The organism is Vibrio sp. 2033, assembly GCF_033339735.1.
The window spans coordinates 1-24,200 of sequence record NZ_JAWOVC010000020.1 but is presented as its reverse complement, the minus strand read 5'-3'; the positions used below and the strand labels follow the sequence as shown (position 1 = coordinate 24,200).

Here is a 24,200-nt window from a genome sequence, read left to right as displayed (position 1 = left end):
TATCAGCTAACGCTTAATAGCAATCACCAAAATTAACAGTAACCGTAGCTCATTAGGCGCTGGTAACGACGTTCACGTAGCGCCTCTTCATCCAATTGTTCTAGATCTTCTAGCTGACGAAGTAGTGTCGCTTTCATATTCGCTGCCATTTGAACATGATCGCGATGAGCGCCGCCTAGTGGCTCTTCAATGATTTCGTCGATCAGTTCAAGCTCTTTAAGACGCGGAGCAGTTAGACCCATTGCCTCTGCCGCTTGTGGCGCTTTGTCTGAATCACGCCATAAGATTGAAGCACAACCCTCAGGAGAAATTACTGAGTACGTAGAGTACTGAAGCATGTTCACATAGTCGCCTACACCGATTGCTAGTGCACCACCAGAACCGCCTTCACCAACAACGTTACAGATTACTGGCACTTTAAGACCAGACATCACTTTTAGGTTTTTCGCGATAGCTTCAGATTGACCACGCTCTTCTGCGCCCACACCTGGATACGCGCCAGCCGTGTCGATAAATGTGATGATCGGCATGTTGAAACGCTCTGCCATTTCCATCAAACGTAGCGCTTTACGGTAACCTTCTGGTTTTGGCATACCAAAGTTACGTTTCACTTTCTCTTTGGTTTCACGACCTTTTTGGTGACCAATGATCATCACAGGGCGGCCTTCAAGGCGAGCCATGCCACCCACAATCGCTTTGTCGTCTGCAAACGCGCGGTCACCCGCTAATTCATCAAACTCCTCAAAAGCGTGTTGGATGTAATCCAGCGTGTAAGGACGTAGTGGGTGACGAGCCAGTTGAGCTGTTTCCCATGCGCCTAGGTCGCTGAAGGTTTTTTTCTTCAGCTCTAAGCTTTTCTTCTCAAGCTGTTCGATTTCTTTATCCAGGTCAATCGCAGAATCACCACCGTGACGAGAGACATCACGTAATGCTTCAATTTTCGCTTCTAGTTCTGCAATTGGCTTTTCAAATTCAAGAAAGTTTAGGCTCATCTATGAATCCTTGTTTACTCAGCGTCTAACATATTGCGCTGAATTTTTAGTTAAATTCGAGTTCTACCTGGCTTTTGCCAAGCAACTGTTTTAAATCGTCGAGTAATGTATCACTTGGCGTAACTCGCCACTCGGTGCCCAATGTTAACCGCGCTCTGGCGTCGGCACGCTGGTAGTATACATTGACGGGTACGGTTCCGGCTTTGTGCGGTTCTAAAATACGGCTGAACTGCTCAAAAAACTGATCGTTGATCTGATTTGCATCTATCGATACCGACAAACCACGAGCGTATTTCTCGCGCGCACTGCCGAGATCCATAACTTCACGCGCCGACATTTTAAGGCCACCGTTGAAGTCATCAAAGCTGACCTGTCCAGAAACGACCAAAATTCTGTCTTTTTCGAGAAGTTCAGCGTATCGATCCAGCGCATCGGAGAACAACATCACTTCCATACGACCACTTCGGTCATCCAGTGTCATAATACCAATTCGTGTACCACGCTTGGTCGTCATTACACGAGCGGCAATAACCAGGCCGGCTACCGTGACAGATTGATCGCGGCGAGTGGGCGTTGCGTCTTTTAGTCGACAACTGGTGTATTTGTTTAGTTCCTTTACGTAGGCGTTAATTGGGTGCCCTGTCAAATATAGACCTAGGGTATCACGCTCGCCCTCTAACCACACTTTTTCTGGCCAAGGCGGAACCTGCGTATACTTATGCTCTACTTCTTCAGGCGCATCCGTTAGCACACCAAACATATCCGTTTGACCAAACGCCTCAGCTTGGTGATGTTGACTTGCGGCTTTTACCGCATCATTGAGTGACGCCATCATCGCCGCGCGGTGTGGGCCTAGTCGATCCAACGCACCCGCGTAAATCAGCTTCTCTATCACTCGTTTATTGACGCGTTTTAGATCAACTCGAGCACAGAAATCAAATAGGTCTTTAAAGTGACCACCTTTATTTCTCGCCTCAAGAATCGCATCGATAGGACCTTCACCTACCCCTTTTATCGCACCAATACCGTAAACAATTGCGCCATTTTCATCAACATTAAAGCGATATAGGCCAGAGTTGATGTCTGGTGGCAGCACGGTGAGCTTCATACGGAAACACTCATCGACCAAGCCAACGACTTTTTCCGTGTTATCCATATCGGCTGTCATTACCGCAGCCATAAATTCGGCAGGATAATGTGTTTTCAGCCAAAGAGTTTGATAAGAAACCAATGCATAAGCAGCAGAGTGCGATTTGTTAAAACCATAACCGGCGAACTTTTCTACCAAGTCGAAGATTTTCATCGCCAACTCGCCATCGATACCGTTCTTTATCGCACCTTCTTCAAAGATAGCACGTTGTTTTGCCATCTCTTCTGGCTTTTTCTTACCCATTGCACGACGAAGCATGTCCGCACCACCTAGCGTGTAACCTGCTAAGATCTGCGCAATCTGCATTACCTGCTCTTGGTACAGGATGATGCCGTAGGTTGGATCAAGCGTCTCTTTTAGCGACTCGTGTTGCCACTTTTCATCTGGATAAGAGATCGCTTCTCGACCATGTTTACGGTCGATAAAGTTATCTACCATGCCCGATTGCAAAGGACCCGGACGGAAGAGTGCTACCAATGCGATAATGTCTTCGAAACAGTCTGGCTGAAGTCGTTTGATCAGCTCTTTCATGCCTCGAGATTCAAGCTGGAATACTGCTGTCGTTTCAGAGTTTTGCAACAAACGGAAAGAGGCAGGGTCTTCTAACGGTATGGATTCAATTTGAACCGGTTCTTTCCCTTCTCGCTCTAGGCGTGGGTTAATCAGTCCTAACGCCCAGTCAATAATGGTTAAGGTACGTAAACCCAAGAAGTCAAACTTAACTAGGCCAGCGGTCTCAACATCGTTTTTATCAAATTGAGTAACCGGGAAGTGACCTTCAGCGTCTGCATAAATTGGCGCAAAATCGGTAATTGTTGTAGGTGAAATTACAACACCACCAGCGTGTTTACCGGCGTTTCGCGTACAGCCTTCCAAAATATGACACATGTCGATGAGTTCTTTAACTTCCTCATCGGCCTCATACAATTCAGGTAGTGCAGGTTCAGCTTTAAACGCTTTATCTAGCGTCATGCCTGGATCAGGCGGAATCAGCTTTGAAATACGATCAACAAAACCAAATGGGTGGCCCAATACGCGGCCAACGTCACGGATTACCGCTTTTGCCGCCATGGTACCAAACGTGATGATCTGAGATACCGCGTCGCGACCGTACATTTCCGCAACGTGGTCAATAACCTGGTCACGTTTATCCATACAGAAATCGACGTCGAAATCGGGCATCGAAACACGTTCTGGGTTCAAGAAACGTTCGAACAGCAAGTCATATTCTAGTGGATCCAGATCGGTGATTTTTAGTGCGTAAGCCACCAAAGAACCAGCACCGGAACCACGTCCAGGACCGACAGGAATTCCATTATCTTTTGACCACTGGATGAACTCCATTACGATCAAGAAGTAACCAGGAAATCCCATTTGGTTGATAACATCTAGCTCTATCTGAAGACGTTCATCATATTCAGGGCGGCGACGTTTTCTCTCCTCCTCATCTGGAAATAGGAACTCTAAACGCTCTTCCAACCCCTCTCGGGATTTCATGACTAGGAACTCAGTCTCTTTCATCCCTTCGGTTGGGAAGGCTGGTAGGAAGTACTCCCCTAAGCGCACAGTCACGTTACAACGCTTCGCTATCTCGACACTGTTTTCTAACGCTTCAGGAATATCAGCAAACAGCTCGCACATTTCTTCTTCTGTACGAAGATATTGCTGCGGACTGTAGTTTTTTGGCCTGCGCGGATCTTCTAATGTGTAACCATCGTGAATCGCTACGCGTATTTCATGAGCATCAAATAGGTCTGGACTCAGGAATACAACTTCATTGGTCGCCACTACTGGCAAGTCTTGCTGCTCTGCCAATTCAACCGCAAAGTGAAGATAAGTTTCTTCATCTGGACGACCGGTACGAAGCAGCTCAAGATAAAAGCGATCTGGAAAATGCTGTTTATAGAAATCAACACACCCTTGCACTATTTGACGGTTGCCTTTCAAAAGGCCGCGACCAATTTCCCCGCTTTTACCGCCGGATAATACAATCAGGCCTTCAGACATTTCAGCCAACCAGGCTTTATCAATCACTGGGTGGTGTTGAACATGTCCACGTAAGTACGCTTTTGATATCAATAACGTCAGGTTCTTATAACCTACATTATCCGCCGCAAGCAAAGTCACTTGTGTCAGCTCTTCACCAAACTCGTCCGACTGCATTTTAAAGTCAGCACCGATGATCGGTTTAACACCACTGCCATGCGCCGTACCGTAAAACTTCACCAAACCACATAGGTTGGTAAAGTCGGTCAACGCCATTGCGGGCATACCGAGCTCAGCAACTTTCTTTACGATTGGCGGAACTTTGTTGAGGCCATCCACCATCGAGAAGTCACTATGAACACGCAGGTGGATGAATTTGGGATCTGACATTAACAGGTACCGTGTAACTCTATTTTGTTGGGGATTCTAACCTAAAGAGGTTGGGTTTATAACACCAATTAGATCGTTTGATTATTCTATGCCTAACGCTTTTTTTACTGGCTTGAAACTCTTGCGGTGTTCACTGATCACTCCGTGTTGCTCAATCGCTTCAAAGTGCGCTTTAGTTGGGTAACCTTTGTGCTTCGCGAAGCCAAATTGTGGATGAAGTTTATCCAACTCTTCCATCTCTTGGTCACGCACGACTTTGGCAATAATTGAAGCCGCACTGATTTCGGCAACACGTAGATCGCCTTTTACTACAGCTTGAGCATCCATTGGCAGCTCCGGACAACGGTTACCATCAATCAACACCAAATCAGGTTGAACCTGTAACCCCGCCACTGCACGCTGCATCGCAACCATAGTCGCCTGCAAAATATTCAGTTGATCGATTTCTTCAGGAGAACAACGCCCGACCGCCCACGCCAATGCTTTTTCTTTGATTTCAGGAAGCAACGCCATGCGTTTCTTTTCGGTCAATTTTTTCGAATCGTTCAACCCTTCAATAGGATTGTTAGGATCAAGGATAACCGCAGCGGTGACGACGTCTCCCACCAAAGGACCACGTCCTACCTCGTCGACTCCGGCCACAAGCTGGTAACCTTGCGGATATTCAAACGGAGGGAGTTCAACTTTGGTTTTGGTCGCTTTTGGTTTAACAGCCATGATAAATCTCTATTTTTCAATCAGTTTTAGAACCGCGTTTGCGGCTTGTTGATCCGCATCTTTACGGATCCAATGATGCATTTCCGTAAACTTATCTAACATCGGTTTATTGTCGCTTTCCAATAAGCGAGAAACCTCAGTAAACAAATTGTCTGGTGTGCACTCATCTTGTAGATATTCTTTGACGAGCTCATCATCCGCCAAGATATTCGGCAATGACACATACTTCGTTTTCAATAGACGTTTAGCTAAGAAAGCAGTAAATGCATTCACACGATAACCCACCACCATTGGACGCTTGAGAAGCATACACTCCAACGCTACGGTACCGGAGGCCAACATCACAGCATCGGATGCGGTGATGACGTTGCGTGCGGTGTCATCAACTAACTTGAAGTCCAACTCTGGCGCTAGCTCTTTCCATGCTTGTTCAAACTGCTCACGGCGTTTTTGATTAACAAGCGCGACAACAAACCCCAGTTCTGGAAATTTGTTATGGAGTAACTTGCAGGTTTCAATAAATGGCTCTGAGAGCATTTTTAACTCGCTACCACGACTGCCTGGCAGGACAGCAAGCCACTTTTTATCTTGTTCTAAACCAAGCAACTCACGTGCAGGCGCTTGTTCTGATTCTAGTGGGATGGCATCAGCCAAGGTATGACCAATGAACTCGCAAGGTACATTAAATTTGTCGTAAAACGCTTTCTCAAACGGAAGAAATGCTAGCACCAAGTTCGTTGCCGCTTCTATTTTAAAGATGCGCTTCTGACGCCAAGCCCAAACAGACGGACTCACGTAATGAACGGTTTTAATGCCCGCTTGCTTGAGGTCAAGCTCCAAGCGTAAGTTGAAGTCAGGAGCATCGATCCCTATGAAAACATCAGGCGGATTCTGAGTAAAATACTGAACGAGCTCAGCTTTCACTTTAAGAAGTCTCGGTAAGCGGCCTAAAACCTCGACTAATCCCATCACCGCAAGCTCTTCCATATCAAACAGAGACTCGCAACCTTGGGCTATCATTTTCGGACCGCCAATGCCTACGAACTCTGCGTCTGGATATTGCTGCTTTACTGCTTTGATAAAGCCTTCACCTAGCGTATCGCCAGACAATTCTCCGGCAATGATGCCAATACGTAATGGTCTTTCCATATCTACTTCGCTATTTTTCCTGTGCGCTATGGATAACGGTTTGCCTTATCCATAAAACACAAAAAGATCGTAACCTCAAATTTGGTCACGATCTTTTTATTTATTGGTTCATTCGCCAATTAACGAATAATGCCACGTTCCGTCGTTTCCAGAATATCTGAGAAACGCTTCACTGCTGGCCACTCTTGAGCCATTTCAGCCAGAATAGGCTTCACTTCTTCTAGCGTCTTACCTGAACGGTAGATTTCTTTATACGCTTTTTGTAGCGCACGAATCTCTGGTTTCTCAAAGCCATTACGCTTCAAGCCAACAAGGTTCAAGCCGAAAGGTGTTGCGTGGTTACCTTGCGCGAGTACGTAAGCTGGGACATCTTGCACCACTGCTGAACAGCCGCCAATGTACGCGTAAGCGCCCACTGTACAAAACGGATGAATCGCAGACAGTGCCATCACACCGGCATAATCATCAACAGTAACGTGACCACCAAGAATCGAGTTATTACCGATATGAGTGTGGTTACCAATAACAACATCATGCGCAACGTGTGCATTCACACACAATAAGTTGTCATCACCAATGATCGTGGTTGCTTTGTCTTGCACTGTGCCGCGGTGAACTTGGACCGCTTCACGAATGACGTTACGGTCACCGATAACCACAGTTGTGTCTTCACCACCGTATTTTTTGTCTTGGTTTTCTTCACCAATGACAGCATGTGGGAAAATACGGTTATCTTTGCCAATAGTTGTGTGACCTTTGATCACAACGTGAGACATCACTTCTGTGCCTTCACCAATTTCAACCGTAGAGGTGATGTACGTAAAAGGACCTACTGTTACGTTAGCACCAATTTTGGCGCCCTCTTCTACCACCGCTGCCGGGTGGATTTTAGCGGTTTCATGAATCATATTAAAACTCTCGACGAGCACACTTCAGTTCTGCAGAACATACCACTTCGCCGTCAACTTTTGCTACACCGCTAAATGCAGCAATGCCGCGACGTTCTTTCAGAAATTCTACCTCAATAACTAATTGGTCGCCCGGAACCACTGGTTTACGGAATTTCGCGCCGTCTACGCTTGCAAAGTAGTACAGTTCATTTTCTGTTGGTGCACCAAATGATTTAAATGCAAGTAAGCCTGTTGCCTGAGCCATTGCTTCTAAAATCAAAACACCTGGGAATACTGGTAGTTGAGGAAAGTGACCTGTGAACTGAGGTTCGTTAACCGACACGTTTTTAATCGCGTGAAGGTACTTCTCTTCTTGGAAGTCTATCACTCGGTCGATCAATAAGAATGGGTAGCGATGAGGTAGTAGCTCTTGAATTTCAGAGATGTTCATCGTTTTCTTTTCAGTAGTCAAAGTCGTCTTCCTATATCAATTTTTTGCCGCCAAGATGGCAAACGTGGCAACAGGTCGTAAAGCCGAATCGCTTTGCAATATACTAGCAAAATACGCACCATCTTGGAGTTAAATCTACTTAGAGCGCGTCATTATAGAAGAAAAAGACCCGCATTTCGCGAGTCTTCGTACAGAATATGGAACTAGAGCCTGTTAGCTTTCACGTTAAATACAGAGCGAAAGATAACTTGTTCTAAATTTCTTCTTTCTGTTCCAGCTGTTTTTCAACCGCTTTCAGGCGCTTATTCATCTCATCAATACGGTGAACTCGAGTTGCAGTTTTACGCCACTCTCTGTTCGTTTGTAGTGGAATACCTGATGAGTAAAGGCCTTTTTCTTCGATACTGCGCATTACCATGCCCATACCTGTAATCGCCACACCATCTGCGATAGTGATATGGCCATTCAGAACAGACGCGCCGCCAATCTGGCAGTACTTACCAATTTTTGTACTGCCCGCGACAATAGTACCACCAGGCATCACGGTACCATATCCGATCTGCACGTTGTGCGCGATTTGAAGTTGGTTATCCAGAATGACATTGTCTTCAATGATAGTATCTTCGAGTGCACCGCGGTCAATCGTAGTACAAGCACCAATCTCAACGCGGTTACCGATACGCACTGAACCAAGCTGAGGAATTTTAATCCACTCGCCTTTGTCATTCGCGTAACCGAAGCCATCAGAGCCAATGACGGTACCCGATTGAACGAGACAGTCATCACCCAATGACACTTCATGGTAGATAGTGACATTAGCCCAAAGCTTGGTGTTATTCCCTAGCTTGGCGTTCTTACCGATAAAACAACCAGCACCAACACTTACGTTGTCGCCGAGTTCCACGCCCGTTTCAATCACAGCGTTAGCGCCGATTGTAACGTTCTCACCCACCTTAACGTCAGCGGCAATCACAGCACTTGGTGCAATATCGTCTGCCGGTTTTGGTGTGGTATCCATCGCTTGGACCACAAGAGCAAATGCGACATAAGGGTCTGAAACCACTAGCGCATTTCCAACGCATTGATCTTTATGCTCAGCCTTTACCATAACAACGGTAGCTTGGCACTCAGAAAGGTGTTTTGCGTATTTTGGGTTAGACAAGAAGGTTACGTCACCTTCTTGTGCTTTATCCATTGGGGCAACACGGCTTACAACGAGAGACTCGTCACCAAACAGCTCACCCCCGGTAATTGTCGCCAATTCGGCTAATGTCAATGTCTTCATAACTTCTTATTTTAGAGCTTTAATTACGTCTTCAGAGATATTGTATTCTGGCTTGCCGTACTGCAAAGCAGAGATATCAATCACAAGATCGTAACCATTTTTGTCTGCGACTTTCTTAACTGCATCTTGAATCGTTTTGAAAAGCTTCGCTTTTTCTTCAGCTTCACGACGCGCACTTGCTTTTTCAAGTGCTTGTGCTTTCACTTTGTACTCGCTGTCTAGCTTCGCGATATCGATACGTAGCTTTTCAACTTCGTCTTGACCCAAAAGCTCGCCGTCACGTTGTAGCTTCTCAATCTTTGTTTTAGCTTGTGCTTGGATTGACTTCAGTTCATCAGCTTTGCTTTTGAAGTCTTTCTGCATTTTTTGTAGTACAACTTCACGTTGAGGAAGTGCTTGAAAAACTTGAGCTGTATTTACGTAAGCAATTTTCTGTGCAGCTTCTGCCGCATTTGCAAACATTGAAGAGCTCAGTACAAGAAGGCCAATCCCAGCCGCTTTGATCATTTTATTCAAAATATTTTCCTCTTTAGAAAGTTCTACCGATAGTGAATGTGAAGAACTCTTCATCATCGCCATCAAATTTCTTAATTGGTTTCGCTAGTGAGAATACTAGTGGCCCCATTGGAGACATCCACTGCAACGCCGCACCGTAAGAAGAGCGGTAGTTGGTTGGATCTGAGTAATCGTAGTAGTAACGGTCACCATATTCCGCACCTGAATCGCGGTAGTCGAACTCCGTATCCCAAACACTTGCCATATCAAAGAAGATACTGGTACGAATTTGGTTTTGTACTTCTTCTGATGCAAATGGTGTTGGGACAATCAACTCAACACTTGCTAGCGCTACGGCGTTACCACCAACAGAGTCATCTGTTGCTGTATCTGCGCCATTATTTGAGCCAGATGTATCACGGTAAACCGCTTTAGGACCAACAGAGTTTGAGCCAAAGCCACGAAGCGATGTAAAGCCACCTGCGTAGTAGTTTTCGTAGAATGGGAACAAGTTATCGTTACCATCCGTCTGACCGTAACCATTACCGTAACCTAAGCGGCCACGGAACAAGAGGGTAAACTCGTGCTTTTTAGTCAATGGCACATACTGGCGAACATCGTACTGCATTTTGAAGTATTGAACGTCAGAGCCAGGTACGGTCATTTTATAGAATGCACGCTGATGGTTACCTGCCGTAGGGAAATAGCCACGGTTTAAGTTATTACGTGTCCAAGAGATATTGAAGTCGAAGTCGTTTGTGTTCAACGCTCCACTAGAATCAATGTTGTCTGCTTGTGCTCGTAAGAACTGCTCTACCTGCAAGTAAGGCGATAAGTTACCGATCTTGTTGTGCGTATAACCGACACCGAATTCAAAACGGTTCAACTCATCGAATGGGAACCCCCACGTTAAGCTCGCGCCATAGCTTTCGTTGGTATAGTCAACGATATTGGCTTCTTTAGCTTCAAATTCGTTATAGAAAACCTTACCACCTAAGCTTACACCGTCTAAGTTCCAGTACGGATCACGGTAATCTAGACTGATGTTTTTCTGGTAGTCATTCATCATCGCGTTGATACCAACACGGTTACCGCTACCAATAAAGTTATCTTGTTGCAGGCCAACCTGGAAGCTCACACCCGATTCTGTGCCGTAGCCAACACCGAAGTTAACGCTACCAGAGTTCGCTTCTTTGACAGAGTAAACTAGGTCAACTTGATCATCACTACCAGGAACTCGAACCGTCTGTACTTCAACATTTTCAAAGTAGCCCAAACGATTTAGACGAGTTTTACCCGTTTCAATCGATTTCGAGTTCAACCAACTGCCTTCCATCTGACGCATTTCACGACGAAGGACTTCATCTTTGGTTGAGTTATTACCCGTGAAGCGAATATCACGAACATAAATTCGGTTACCCGGGTCTACGTTAACGACCAAAGAAACTTCTTGATTCTCGTCGTCAAACTCTGGAATGGTATTCACTTGAGGATAAGCATAACCGGACTCACCAAGCACACGCTTAATCCCTTCTTCCATTGAAGTCACCAACGAGCCGTTGTATGTCTCATTGTCTTCAAATGGCACAAGTCTTTCGAACGTCGCTTCCTCGCCAATCAAATCACCACGGAACTTCACGTCCTTAACGGTGTAAACCTCGCCCTCTTCTAGACCAAGAGTAATGTATACCCCTTTCTTGTCAGGAGAGATTGCAACTTGTGTCGAATCAACGTTAAATTTTAAGTAACCACGATCCAGGTAGAATGATTTGAGTGCTTCAATATCACCTGCAAGAACTTGCTTTTGATACTTTTCATCAGAAAGGAAATTCCACCACGGCACATCAACATTTAAGTTAAAGCGCGAAAGCAGCTCTTCATCACTGAACACTTCATTACCGATAAAGTTGATTTGCTGAATTTTCGCCGACACACCTTCAGTAAAGACAAACTTAAGATCAGAACGATTACGTGGTAGTGGAGTAACCACCGCTTTTACTGTTGCGTTGTATTTACCTACGCTGTAGTAAAAGTCTTCTAAGCCTTTTTCAATGTTGCTTAGCGTGGTGCGGTCAAGCGCTTCACCTTCACGAACGCCAGACGCGTTCAGGTTTTCTTGTAGCTGCTCGTCCTTGATTGCTTTGTTACCTGAAAAAGAGATGCTTGCAATGGTAGGACGTTCTTTGACTTGAACCATCAGAACACCACCGTCACGCAACACTTTCACATCTTCAAAGTTACCAGATGCATACAGGGCGCGGATAATTTCTGCAACATCGCCTTGGCCAATGGTATCACCGACACGTACAGGCATTTTCAACAATGCAGCACCCAGTGCTACACGCTGCAATCCATCGATTTCAATATCTTGAACTACGAAGTTCTCTGCTCCATTTGCAGATACACTGGTCGCCAGTAAACTTGCAAATAGAATTCGCTTAATCGCCATACTTGTTCTAATTATTCCTTGCTACTGCTTTTGTCTCTGAACTATCACAGACGAGTAAAATCATTAAATAGCGCTAACGCCATGAGCGAGAAGATGATCGCACCACCAATTCTAAAGCCCATTTCCTGCACTTTCTCAGGAACAGGACGTCGAATGACTGCTTCAATTGCAAAAAACAACAAATGACCGCCATCCAACATTGGTAAAGGAACGAGATTAATAATACCTAGGTTAACACTAATTAGAGCGAGAAAACCTAAAAAGTAGACCAAACCATAATCTGCTGTCGCGCCTGCGCCTTTGGCTATTGATATTGGTCCACTCAGATTATTCAGACCAACGTCTCCAACAATCAGCTTCTTAAGCATGCTGATTGTCAAACCAATGACTTGGCCAGTTTTGTCTACTGCTTTACCTATTGACTCGAATACACCAAACTGAAGATCGAAGCGATAACTTTCTGGCCATTCTGCGACTTTAGGTGCAATACCTGCAAAACCAACGACTTCTTTGTTAGCTAGCTCACGGCTACCGGGCGTCAGCGTCAATGTTTGCTCATAACCCTGACGCAACACCGTCAATTCAAGCGGTGTATCAGGATTAGAACGAACCGCTTCAACCACTTGCTTCCATTCGGTTACGCGTTGTTGACCAATTGCGACAACCTCATCACCTGGAAGCACACCGGCTTTTTCCGCCGCTCCACCTTGCGAGACCTGCTCGATAACTCGATACACCTCCGGTGTATACGGAGCAAAACCTAACGACTGCATCGCTGACTGAGTTTCTGGGTCGAACTTCCACTCACGTAAATCGAGCGTTTTCGTTACTTCTGAACCAACTTCATTCGCTGACGTTAGTGTTACCGTCATCAAATCATCGCCAATATGAGAAATCAATCCCATATTTACTGATTCCCAATCCGGAGTTTTGATACCAGATATCGATTTAAGTTCCATTCCAGATTCAATTCCAGCTTCCGCAACAATCGAATTGGGCGTAACTTCACCAATTACAGGCTTAACAGCAGGGATGCCAATTAGAAATACCAGCCAATAGGCAAAAATTGCGAAAAGAAAATTAAAGATGGGGCCAGCCGCAACAATAGAGGTTCGCTTCCATAACGGCTTCTTATCAAACGCTAGGTGCTTCTCATGTTCTGGCACCTCATCGACACGGCTATCAACCATTTTCACATAGCCGCCGAGAGGGATCATTGAGATGCTGTACTCCGTTCCGTCTTTGCCTACTTTACTCCAAATAGACTTGCCGAAACCAATTGAAAACTTTTCAACTTTAACGCCGCAACGGCGAGCAACCCAAAAATGCCCAAATTCGTGCACGGCAACAAGAATGCCCAGTGCGACGATAAAAGAAATGAGATTCCACAATATACCAGTCATCAGCTACGCTCGCGTATGGTTTCTAGGGCAATAGTTCGTGCCATTCTATCTAGCTCGAGCAAGCTTTCCAAGCTATTCGCATTCTCAGCTTTGCAGCTTGCGTTGATTTTATTCAACACAGACTCATTGATGCGAGCAATATCGGTAAAACCTAGTCTGTTATTTAAAAATGCATCAACAGCGACTTCATTAGCTGCATTCAATGCCGTTGTTGCGTGTTGACCTTCATAACAAGCATCAATTGCGAGTTTTAAACATGGGTAACGAGCAAAGTCAGGCTGCAAAAACGTCAGCTCACCAACTTTCGTGAAGTCTAGCGGCTTAACCCCAGCTTCTACTCTTGACGGGTATGACATGGTGAGCGCAATTGGCGTCGCCATATCCGCTTCTCCCATTTGTGCCAAGACCGAACCATCACGATACTGAACCATAGAATGAATCACAGATTGAGGATGAATAACCACCTTCAGTTGTTCGCGAGCAGCATTAAATAGCCACTTAGCTTCGATATACTCAAGGCCTTTGTTCATCATCGTGGCAGAATCAACAGAAATTTTTGGCCCCATCGACCAGTTTGGATGAGCGATCGCCTGAGCGGGTGTCACCTGCTCCAGTTCTGCGATGTCAGTGTAACGGAAAGGACCACCAGATCCAGTCAACAAAATATGAGAAATGCCATGTTCTTGTAAATTGCAACGACCTAGATTGGTTTGTACTTGCTGTGGTAAACATTGGAAAATGGCGTTGTGTTCACTGTCGACGGGAAGTAGCTCTGCGCCAAATTCTTCTACAGCATCAATAAATAGCTGGCCTGACATTACAAGTGCTTCTTTATTTGCCAACAAGACTCGCTTACCTGCTTTCACGGCAGCCATGGTAGGCAATAAGCCAGCGGCTCCTACAATAGCAGCCATTACACTGTCGACCTCGTCCAGCGAAGCTATATGACATAGCGCATCAGTACCACCTAGCACTTCGGTACCTGGCGAAACCGAGTGTAGCTCAGCTTGAAGTTGAGACGCCGCAGCTTTATCTGCCATGACCGCATATTTAGGTTGCCACTGACGACATAGACCGATCATCTTTTCAACGTTAGTGCTTGCCGCTAAGGCAACGACAGAAAACAGATCTGGGTTTTGTTCGACCACTTTAAGCGTGCTTGCACCAATTGATCCAGTAGCACCAAGAATCGTTAACTTTTGCATGTTGTAAGACCGTTAGAAAGCTCAGGAGCGACGACGCCGCTCCTGATAAATTAGAATACGTAGTAAAGAAGAGCAAAAACTGGGAATGCTGCGGTTAGGCTGTCGATACGATCTAGCACACCACCGTGCCCTGGGATAATGTTACTGCTGTCTTTAATGCCTGAGACACGTTTGAACATACTTTCAACCAGATCACCAAGCACTGAAATAACGACAGTAACCAGCGTAATCAGCACCATATGGACAGGGCTAGTGAACTGGATGTCGAACCAATCAGCAAATGCCCACGCTACGATTAATGCCGTGATAATGCCACCAATTAGCCCTTCAATAGTTTTATTGGGGCTTACATGAGGAGCCATCTTACGTTTGCCTAAGCTTTTGCCTGCAAAGTAGGCGCCGCTATCTGCAGCCCATACCAAGAAACAAACGTACAACACAAGCTTTGCGCCGTGGTATGGATCTACAGTGATGTCATACGCTCTGAGAATAATCACACTCCAAAGGAATGGGATTAATGTCAGAAAACCAAATACATGACGTAAAACAAAATTACTTTGCCAAGATTTCGTCGTTTTGGGGTAAGTAATCGCCATTAAGCTAGCAATAATCCACCAAACAAAACCAATACCCAAGACGACATAATGAGGTGTCGTTAAGTGATTGAGGCTATATGCATCAGGCGAGATGTATAGAAAACTAAGTCCGGTAATAATGATTGCCGGCACAAGGGCAGCAATGCGAGAGTTGCTTCCTGTAAACTGAGTCCACTCCCAAAAACCTAATAGCGTTATTGCAGTTAAAGCGGCAATAAAGCCCATTAGCGGTAATTTAAAAATGCCTAAAATAACCAGGGGAGCTAAAATTAGTGCTGTTATTATTCTCTGTTTCAAACTAACTAGTCCTTATTGAGCTGCCATCAATGCCTTTATTTGTTCACCTGTACAGCCAAAACGACGTTCTCGGTTGATAAACCAAGTCACAGCTTCTACCAAACTGTCTTCATCGAATTCTGGCCAGTACTCTGGTGTAAAGTACATTTCTGCATAAGCCATTTGCCACAACATAAAGTTGCTGATGCGGCACTCTCCACTGGTGCGAATTAAAAGATCCACTTCCGGTAGGTCTGCCATGGTCAAATGCTCAGTGATTAGCTGCTCATTGATATCCTCTACACGAATTTCACCGTTACGTGCTTTTAGCGCTAACGTTTTAGCAGCTTCTGTGATGTCCCATTTACCGCCATAGTTGGCTGCAATGTTGATCACCATACCCGTGTTATCTGCCGTTAGGTTTTCTGCTTCTACAATTTTCTTTTGTAGACGCTCACTAAATCGACTGGTATCACCGATCACGCGCAACCGTAAGTTATTTTTGTGTAGTTTTTTTACTTCACTAGACAGGACCGTGATAAACAGTTCCATCAAAAGACCCACTTCTTCCTCCGGACGACGCCAGTTTTCACTACTAAAAGCAAACAGCGTCATGGCTCTAATGCCTAGTTTTGAAGCAGCAGCCACGGTCTTACGAACGGCACTAACGCCTTTTTTATGACCAAATACGCGAGGTTTTCCTTTGGACTTAGCCCAACGGCCATTACCGTCCATAATGATGGCAATATGCTTAGGAAGGGAATCAGAGAAGGCTTGAGAATTTTGCATAGGGAGTTAATTGAGTTCCATCAGTTGGATAGACTAACATAAAAAAACGCTGAGCTGTGAGCACAGCGTTTTCCAACAGTGATGTGTGTGGGAGTATTAAACTTCCATCAACTCTTTTTCTTTTGCAGCAAGAACTTCATCGATCTTCTTAACTGCAACGTCAGTTAGCTTTTGAATTTCGTCTTGTGCTTTACGGTCTTCATCTTCAGAGATTTCTTTATCTTTTAGAAGCGCTTTAAGATCGTTGTTTGCGTCACGACGGATGTTACGAACAGCAACACGACCACCTTCAGCTTCACCACGAACGATCTTAACTAGGTCTTTACGACGCTCTTCCGTTAGCGGTGGAAGTGGAACGCGGATGATAGTGCCAGCTGACATAGGGTTTAGACCCAGGTCAGACGTCATGATCGCTTTTTCTACTTTCGGCGTCAGCTCTTTATCAAAAACCGTGATTGCAAGTGTACGTGCATCTTCAGCAATAACGTTTGCTACTTGGTTTAGAGGTGTTGCTGCACCGTAGTATTCTACAGAAATACCAGATAGTAGGCTTGGGTGTGCACGACCTGTACGAATTTTAGAAAGGTTGTTCTTAAGCGCTTCAACGCTTTTATCCATGCGCTCTTGCGCGTCTTTTTTGATTTCGTTAATCACAGTTTCACCTTAAAAATGTCATCTTTCCTGAAGAAAGCCTAAAACGGTTGAGCAAAGCAAGCACCACCCTAACGCTTTGGAGTGGCACCTTAAGCCAAGCTTATTCGTTGATGAGCGTGCCTTCTGCTTCGCCCATAACCACGCGACGTAGTGCGCCTGGCTTGTTCATATTAAATACGCGGATTGGCATTTTGTGGTCACGAGCTAGCGTAAACGCCGCCAAGTCCATAACTTTCAGCTCTTTATCCAGAACTTCTGCATAAGATAGCTTATCATACAGCTCTGCGTCTGGGTTTGCTACAGGGTCAGCAGTAAATACACCATCAACTTTCGTCGCTTTTAGTACGACATCCGCTTCAATTTCGATACCACGTAAACAAGCAGCAGAATCCGTTGTAAAGAACGGGTTACCAGTACCAGCAGAGAAGATGACAACTCGGCCTTGGCGAAGCTCACGGATCGCATCAGCCCAATTATAGTCGTCACATACGCCTTTTAGAGGGATTGCAGACATAACGCGCGCATTTACGTATGCACGGTGAAGAGCATCACGCATCGCTAGGCCATTCATTACTGTAGCAAGCATACCCATGTGGTCACCAACTACGCGGTTCATACCAGCTTCAGCTAGGCCTGCACCACGGAACAAGTTACCGCCACCGATAACTACACCAACCTGAACACCCAGTTCAACCAGTTCTTTAACTTCTTGTGCCATACGATCAAGGACCGCAGGATCAATACCAAAACCGTCTTCACCTTGAAGAGCTTCACCACTCAGTTTTAATAGAATACGTTGATACGCTGGTTTAGGGTTCGTAGTCATGGAGTTTACCTTCCAAAGAGAGTTGTTGATTAACAGTCATGAATAGACACAACTTCAGTTATGGCTATTCATCACGGCTAATCGTTCACTGCTCATAAAAAGACCGCAGCCTTGGCTACGGTCTAATCTTTATACAGTCTCTAAGGATTAACCTTTTTGAGCTGCTGCAACTTCTTCAGCGAAGCTCATTTCTTCTTTCTTCTCGATACCTTCACCTACTTCTAGGCGAACGAACGTAGAAACTGAAGCGCCTTTTTCTTTCAGCATTTCGCCTACAGTTTTCTTAGGCTCCATGATGAAAGCTTGACCTGTTAGAGAGATCTCGCCAGTGAATTTCTTCATTCGGCCAACAACCATCTTCTCAGCGATTTCAGCAGGCTTGCCTTCGTTCATTGCGATTTCAACTTGAACCGCTTTCTCTTTTTCTACTACGTCAGCTGGTACGTCTTCTGGGTTAACGAACTCTGGCTTAGAAGCAGCAACGTGCATTGCAACGTGCTTAAGAGTTTCTGCGTCGCCTTCACCAGCAACAACAACACCGATTTTCTCACCGTGACGGTAAGAAGCGATTGCAGTGCCTTGAACGTATTCTACGCGACGGATAGTGATGTTTTCACCGATTTTAGCTACTAGAGCTACACGTGCGTCTTCGAATTGTGCTTGTAGTTCTTCAACAGAAGCTTTTGAAGCTAGAGCTGCAGCTGCAACTTCTTCTGCGAATGCAGTGAAGTTACCGTCTTTAGCAACGAAGTCAGTTTGGCAGTTAACTTCAAGAAGAACAGCAACGCCGTTTTCTTCTTTGATGATGATTGCGCCTTCAGCTGCAACGTTACCAGCTTTCTTAGCTGCTTTCGCTGCGCCAGATTTACGCATGTTTTCAATTGCTAGTTCGATGTCAGCGTTTGCTTCTACAAGCGCTTTCTTACATTCCATCATGCCAGCGCCAGTACGCTCGCGAAGTTCTTTAACTAGAGCAGCAGTTACAGTTGCCATTCTGTCTTCCTCGTTTGATTCGAAATAAGGTAAAAAACAGGGGCCTAACATTGTCGGCCCCCATTGCTAACTATAACTTAGTTTATGCTACACAAAGGTTTCACATAGACCAAGTGTGACACAGAGCCGCTATTATTCAGCTTCTACGAAACCGTCTTTTTCAGCAACTGCAGCTACGTCTTTGTTACGACCTTCAGATACTGCTGAAGCAGCAGCGTTCAGGTATAGCTGTACAGCGCGGATCGCGTCGTCGTTACCTGGGATTACGTAGTCAACGCCGTCTGGGTTAGAGTTAGTATCTACCACAGCGTATACTGGAATACCTAGGTTGTTAGCTTCTTTAATTGCAATGTGTTCGTGATCAGCGTCGATTACGAATAGAGCGTCTGGTAGGCCGCCCATGTCTTTGATACCACCAAGAGATTTCTCTAGCTTCTCCATTTCGCGAGTACGCATTAGAGCTTCTTTCTTAGTTAGTTTGTCAAAAGTACCGTCTTGAGATTGAGTCTCTAGTTCTTTTAGACGCTTGATAGACTGACGAACTGTTTTGTAGTTTGTAAGCATACCGCCTAACCAGCGGTTGTTTACGTAAAACTGGTTGCTTGCGATTGCAGCTTCTTTAACAGCTTCAGATGCAGCGCGCTTAGTACCTACGAATAGAACCTTACCTTTCTTCTCGCCAACTTTAGCTAGTTCAGCTAGAGCGTCGTTGAACATTGGTACAGTTTTTTCTAGGTTGATGATATGAACTTTGTTACGAGCGCCAAAGATGAATGGCTTCATTTTTGGGTTCCAGTAACGAGTCTGGTGACCGAAGTGAACACCAGCTTTTAGCATATCGCGCATTGATACAGTTGCCATTTTAAAATCCTCTATGGGGTTAGGCCTCCACATTCCCCATAACTCCGACCAAGCTTCTGCTCAGCACCCCGGAATATGTGACGGAATGTGTGTGATTTAAAGATAAAAGGTTATTCGGATGAAGCTTGCTTCGCCGCTTAACTTTGCTAAACGAAGAGAACAGTCCTCTATTCCGGCGCGCTTTATACCATATTTTAGCTCACTGTGGCTAGTAAAAATTATTTCTTCACCGAGCCACTTTCTCCTATTTATAAGCAAAACTTTAAACATATGATCGAATTAAGAATGATGCATATTCCTATCTAACTTGGGTTAACGCCCCGATGTCTGATAGAATGCGGCCATTCGCACGTTTACGTGCTTAGGAATAAGTAGAGAAAGCCAATGTCAATCAAGATTAAAACTGCTGAAGAAATAGAACGCATGCGCATTGCGGGCAAGCTAGCCGCAGAGATTCTAGAAATGATCGAACCACACATCAAAGTTGGTGTGACGACAGAAGAGTTAAACAAAATCTGTCATGAGTACGCTCTAGAAAAAGGCGCATACTCTGCTCCGCTTGATTACCATGGTTTCCCTAAGTCGATCTGTACTTCAATCAACCATATCGTATGCCACGGTATTCCAGCGGAAAAAGACGAAATCGGTAGCAACGGCCAAATGAAGCCGGCGGTACTAAAAGATGGTGACATCTTAAACGTTGATATTACCGTAATCGTTCCAAATGATGAGAATGCCGATCTGAGCGTGCGTCCTCAGGGGTACCATGGTGACACTTCTAAGATGTTCCTAGTCGGTGATGTTTCGCCTGCAAACAAACGTCTGTGCATGGTAGCTCAAGAAGCACTGTATGTTGGTATGCGTACCGTTAAGCCAGGTTCAACGGTTGGTGACATCGGTACAGCTATCGAGAAGTACATCAAAGAGAACAACAAGAACAATCCTCGCAACAAGTTTTCTATTGTGAAAGACTTCTGTGGTCACGGTATCGGCGATGAGTTCCATGAAGAACCACAAGTGGTTCATTACAAGAACAAAGACCGCCGCGTATTAAAAGAAGGCATGTGCTTTACTATTGAGCCGATGATTAACGCTGGTAAATTTGGTTGCTCTGTTGATGCACAAGATGACTGGACTGTTTACACGGGCGACGGCAAGAACTCTGCGCAATGGGAACATACCATTGTAGTAACAAAAGAAGGTTGTGAAGTACTAACGCTTCGTAGCGACGATACGATTCCTCGCCTAATGAAAAACGCGTAAAGCTGACGACCACTCGTTGTTTACTATATCCCTGCTTCGGCGGGGATATTTTTTATCTGCCGCAAATTTGTTAGATTGTTATTAGATTAGCTTGCACGGATGGCAAATATGACACTTCAGTCCCCTCTTACCTTTTCCGATGAACAAATCAATATCGGTGAACTCAAACGAGAATTAGAGAAGTTTAGCTCTAATCAAAACCAAGAGTTTCTCAATCATCATCCGGTAACAAGCTTGGTTTTAGCCAGAGCTGAATATATGGATCTGCTTCTCAATCGTTTGTGGCAACATTTTGGTTTCAAGGATATTTACAACATTTCCCTGGTTGCCGTTGGTGGCTACGGACGCGGTGAGCTGCATCCACTCTCCGATATCGATATTTTGATTCTGTCGAACAATAAACTGCCAACCGCGTTAGAAGCAAAAATCAGCGAATTCATTACGCTGTTGTGGGATTTAAAACTCGAGGTCGGACACGCTGTTCGCACCGTTACTGAATGTGCTGAAATTGGTAAAGCCGATCTAACGGTCGCGACAAACCTGCAAGAAGCGCGACTGCTGTGTGGAAGCGAGGACACCTTTCAGGCACTGAAGAAAGTCGTGTTATCAGACTCCTTCTGGCCAAGTGAGACGTTTTACCGCGCTAAAATTCAAGAGCAGCGCGAACGCCATGCACGTTACCACGACACGACCTACAACTTAGAACCGGACATTAAATCAACCCCCGGCGGGCTACGCGATATTCATACATTAAGCTGGGTCGCTCGACGTCACTTTGGTGCGACTTCATTGTTGGAAATGAGCCGATACGGATTTTTAACTGACGCAGAATACCGAGAATTGGTTGAATGTCAGGACTTCCTTTGGCGAGTACGTTTCGCTCTGCACATGGAGCTTCGCCGCTATGACAACCGCTTGACCTTTGCTCATCAAGCACAAGTTGCGGAAAATCTAGGCTACGTCGGAGAAGGCAATCGAGGCGTAGAAATGATGATGAAAGAGTTCTACCGCACGCTTCGTCGTGTGGCAGAGCTCAATAAAATGCTACTCAAACTCTTTGACCAAGCGATCATTAATGGTGGGGCGACAGAAAGTGCCGAGATTCTCGATACGGACTTTCAACGTCGCGGTTCTTTAATTGAAGCGCGGAAACCCGCATTGTTCCAAGCTCGCCCAGAAACTATTCTGGATATGTTCTTACATATTGCTAACGACTCAACTATTGAAGGGGTGAGCCCACCAACGCTGCGTCAACTGCGCACCGCTCGGCGTCGGCTCAACAAGTTTTTGCACACCATTCCTGCTGCGCGTGAAAAGTTCATGGCGTTATGTCGTCACCCTAATGCTCTGCACAAAGCATTCAGTCTCATGCACCGATTAGGGGTTATGGCGGCCTATTTACCGCAATGGAGTCAGATTGTTGGTCAAATGCAGTTTGACTTATTCCATGCCTACACAGTTGATGAACACAGTATTCGCTTACTTAAACACATCAACACTTTTAGTGACCCAGAAAATCATGCGAAGCACCCAATTTGCTGTGACGTCTACCCTCGGATGCAAAAGAAAGAGCTGCTGATTATTGCCGCTATTTTCCACGATATCGGGAAAGGTCGTGGCGGCGATCACTCAATTATCGGTGAAGGAGAAGCGTACGACTTCTGCATTGAGCATGGTTTATCGAAGCCCGAAGCGAAACTTGTCGCTTGGTTGGTAAGACATCATCTATTAATGTCTGTCACCGCACAGCGCCGAGATATTTATGATCCTGATGTCATTACCGAGTTTGCCAAAAAAGTCAGAGACGAAGAATCTCTCGATTATCTTGTATGCCTGACAGTTGCAGATATTTGTGCAACGAACCCAGAACTTTGGAATGCTTGGAAACGAACTTTACTTGCGGAGCTGTATTACTCCACACAACGTGCTTTACGTAGAGGCCTAGAGAACCCTGTCGATGTGCGTGAGCGAATTCGCCACAATCAACAAATGGCCTCCGCAATGCTGCGCAAAGAGGGGTTTGCCGCGCGCGAAATTGAAGTATTGTGGCAACGCTTCAAAGCTGACTACTTCCTTCGTCATACCCATACGCAAATCGCGTGGCACTGCGAACACTTACTTCGCATGGAAGATCCGACTAAGCCTTTGGTGTTGATCAGTAAAAAAGCCACTCGTGGCGGCACTGAGGTGTTTGTATATACGAAAGACCAGCCTGCTTTATTTGCGACAGTCGTGGCGGAGTTAGATAGGCGTAATTTTAATGTACACGACGCGCAAATCATGACCAGCAAAGATGGGCACGTGATTGATACCTTTATGGTACTCGATCAACATGGCGAAGCGATCGATGAGTCTCGTCACGCCGCGGTGATTAAACACCTCACTCATGTACTGGAGGCAGGCCGACCAACCAAGATTAAAACGCGCCGTACTCCGAACAAACTTCAGCACTTTAACGTGAAAACCAAAGTCGACTTCTTACCAACCAAAGGTAAAAAACACACTTTAATGGAGTTTGTCGCGCTAGACACACCAGGGCTGTTGGCCAAAGTAGGCCGTACGTTTGCTGATTTAAATATCAACCTTCATGGTGCAAAAATCACCACCATTGGTGAGCGAGCAGAAGACTTGTTTATTTTAACCAGTGATGCAGGGGGAAGATTAAGTGAAGAACAACAGGATGAGCTAAGAGAGAGATTGATCGAAAAGTTATCTGATGAGGTCGCAGCTTAGATCAAACCTGCCAATCTTTTCGGTTCAGGGCGAGAGCGATCTTGCCCACAAGTTAAGCATTTTGGCTAAATATCAGCTATCTAGCTCATACATAGGCTGCTACAGTTATATCAATATCAATTCGATGTAATAGAGGTAGCCTATGTATCCCCACCTCACTGGTTTGGGTATTCACGACCCTAAGCAGATTGAACGTTATTCCCTACGCCAAGAAGCACACAAAGACGTACTCAAGATCTATTTCCACAAGCAAAAAGGCGAACTGTTCGCTAAAAGCGTTAAATTCAAATACCCGCGCCAAATCAAAAATGTTCTTGTGGACAGTGGCAGTCACAAATATAAAGAAGTAACGGAAATCAACCGTAACCTCACATTAGTCATTGATGAACTGAATAAAATCACTAAGCCAACGAAACAACCTGAGGTTGATGTAAAAGAGAAAATTCTTTCAGACCTTCGTCATTTAGAAAAAGTCGTTTCGAGCAAGATCGCAGAGATCGAAGCGGATCTTGAAAAACTAAAGTAAAACGTTAAGTCTTAAACATTAAAAAGGGTTAGCATTGATGCTAACCCTTTTTATTTTCAGCCCTAAACCACCTACTTCAGTAGGTGGTTATCATCCGTTTCGGCTTTGCCTGTAAAACTAC

The 24,200-nt window shown here is 45.2% G+C and carries 20 protein-coding genes; 3 read left to right on the top strand and 17 right to left on the bottom strand.

Annotated features, from left to right (window positions below; all coding sequences use genetic code 11):
- Window positions 1-32 precede the first annotated feature (32 nt).
- From accA to rpsB, 17 genes are all read right to left on the bottom strand, one after another.
- On the bottom strand, window positions 33-992 hold the full coding sequence (gene accA, locus R7P74_RS20345; RefSeq protein ID WP_054577592.1) for an acetyl-CoA carboxylase carboxyl transferase subunit alpha: 960 nt from the start codon (window positions 990-992) through the stop codon (window positions 33-35).
- 46 nt (window positions 993-1,038) lie between these two features.
- Entirely contained in the window at window positions 1,039-4,518 is a 3,480-nt protein-coding gene (gene dnaE, locus R7P74_RS20340) for a DNA polymerase III subunit alpha (protein ID WP_005385364.1), read from the bottom strand.
- A gap of 81 nt (window positions 4,519-4,599) precedes the next feature.
- Complete coding sequence (rnhB, locus tag R7P74_RS20335; protein ID WP_005380361.1) at window positions 4,600-5,235, bottom strand: ribonuclease HII; 636 nt, start codon at window positions 5,233-5,235, stop codon at window positions 4,600-4,602.
- Window positions 5,236-5,244: 9 nt separating this feature from the next.
- Window positions 5,245-6,384, bottom strand: a complete 1,140-nt coding sequence (gene lpxB / locus R7P74_RS20330) for a lipid-A-disaccharide synthase (protein ID WP_053306717.1) — start codon at window positions 6,382-6,384, stop codon at window positions 5,245-5,247.
- Between the two features lie 119 nt (window positions 6,385-6,503).
- A complete protein-coding gene (gene lpxA / locus R7P74_RS20325) occupies window positions 6,504-7,292 on the bottom strand; it encodes an acyl-ACP--UDP-N-acetylglucosamine O-acyltransferase (RefSeq protein WP_005380357.1) in 789 nt (262 codons plus the stop codon).
- A 1-nt stretch (window position 7,293) separates the two neighbouring features.
- On the bottom strand, window positions 7,294-7,746 hold the full coding sequence (gene fabZ, locus R7P74_RS20320) for a 3-hydroxyacyl-ACP dehydratase FabZ (protein WP_005380349.1): 453 nt from the start codon (window positions 7,744-7,746) through the stop codon (window positions 7,294-7,296).
- A gap of 232 nt (window positions 7,747-7,978) precedes the next feature.
- Window positions 7,979-9,010: a UDP-3-O-(3-hydroxymyristoyl)glucosamine N-acyltransferase gene (gene lpxD / locus R7P74_RS20315; RefSeq protein WP_213876255.1), complete on the bottom strand. Its 1,032-nt coding sequence runs from the start codon at window positions 9,008-9,010 to the stop codon at window positions 7,979-7,981.
- 6 nt (window positions 9,011-9,016) lie between these two features.
- On the bottom strand, window positions 9,017-9,526 hold the full coding sequence (locus tag R7P74_RS20310) for an OmpH family outer membrane protein (RefSeq protein WP_005391804.1): 510 nt from the start codon (window positions 9,524-9,526) through the stop codon (window positions 9,017-9,019).
- A 13-nt stretch (window positions 9,527-9,539) separates the two neighbouring features.
- A complete protein-coding gene (gene bamA, locus R7P74_RS20305; protein WP_005391802.1) occupies window positions 9,540-11,954 on the bottom strand; it encodes an outer membrane protein assembly factor BamA in 2,415 nt (804 codons plus the stop codon).
- A gap of 44 nt (window positions 11,955-11,998) precedes the next feature.
- Window positions 11,999-13,357, bottom strand: coding sequence for a sigma E protease regulator RseP (gene rseP, locus R7P74_RS20300; protein WP_005380334.1), 1,359 nt, complete (start codon window positions 13,355-13,357; stop codon window positions 11,999-12,001).
- Window positions 13,357-14,562 (bottom strand): 1-deoxy-D-xylulose-5-phosphate reductoisomerase, encoded by a 1,206-nt coding sequence (gene ispC, locus R7P74_RS20295; protein WP_005391796.1) that lies wholly within the window; start codon window positions 14,560-14,562, stop codon window positions 13,357-13,359. The genes rseP and ispC overlap by 1 nt, the downstream gene beginning before the upstream one ends.
- Window positions 14,563-14,612: 50 nt before the next feature.
- Window positions 14,613-15,455 (bottom strand): phosphatidate cytidylyltransferase, encoded by an 843-nt coding sequence (locus R7P74_RS20290; RefSeq protein ID WP_005385351.1) that lies wholly within the window; start codon window positions 15,453-15,455, stop codon window positions 14,613-14,615.
- Between the two features lie 12 nt (window positions 15,456-15,467).
- A complete protein-coding gene (locus R7P74_RS20285) occupies window positions 15,468-16,223 on the bottom strand; it encodes an isoprenyl transferase (protein WP_005380331.1) in 756 nt (251 codons plus the stop codon).
- Between the two features lie 96 nt (window positions 16,224-16,319).
- Window positions 16,320-16,877 (bottom strand): ribosome recycling factor, encoded by a 558-nt coding sequence (gene frr, locus R7P74_RS20280; RefSeq protein ID WP_005380330.1) that lies wholly within the window; start codon window positions 16,875-16,877, stop codon window positions 16,320-16,322.
- 100 nt (window positions 16,878-16,977) lie between these two features.
- Complete coding sequence (gene pyrH / locus R7P74_RS20275; protein ID WP_005380329.1) at window positions 16,978-17,703, bottom strand: UMP kinase; 726 nt, start codon at window positions 17,701-17,703, stop codon at window positions 16,978-16,980.
- A 147-nt stretch (window positions 17,704-17,850) separates the two neighbouring features.
- Complete coding sequence (gene tsf, locus R7P74_RS20270) at window positions 17,851-18,696, bottom strand: translation elongation factor Ts (protein WP_005380328.1); 846 nt, start codon at window positions 18,694-18,696, stop codon at window positions 17,851-17,853.
- Window positions 18,697-18,828: 132 nt separating this feature from the next.
- Window positions 18,829-19,557, bottom strand: a complete 729-nt coding sequence (gene rpsB / locus R7P74_RS20265; protein WP_005380327.1) for a 30S ribosomal protein S2 — start codon at window positions 19,555-19,557, stop codon at window positions 18,829-18,831.
- 384 nt (window positions 19,558-19,941) lie between these two features.
- On the opposite strand from rpsB, the gene map reads away from it, so the two are divergent.
- The 3 genes from map (at window position 19,942) to R7P74_RS20250 (ending at window position 24,079) form a co-directional block, all read left to right on the top strand.
- A complete protein-coding gene (map, locus tag R7P74_RS20260; protein ID WP_005380326.1) occupies window positions 19,942-20,820 on the top strand; it encodes a type I methionyl aminopeptidase in 879 nt (292 codons plus the stop codon).
- 108 nt (window positions 20,821-20,928) lie between these two features.
- Window positions 20,929-23,553, top strand: coding sequence for a bifunctional uridylyltransferase/uridylyl-removing protein GlnD (gene glnD / locus R7P74_RS20255; protein ID WP_053304072.1), 2,625 nt, complete (start codon window positions 20,929-20,931; stop codon window positions 23,551-23,553).
- 142 nt (window positions 23,554-23,695) lie between these two features.
- A complete protein-coding gene (locus R7P74_RS20250; protein ID WP_005380322.1) occupies window positions 23,696-24,079 on the top strand; it encodes a DUF3461 family protein in 384 nt (127 codons plus the stop codon).
- The last annotated feature ends 121 nt before the right edge of the window (window positions 24,080-24,200 follow it).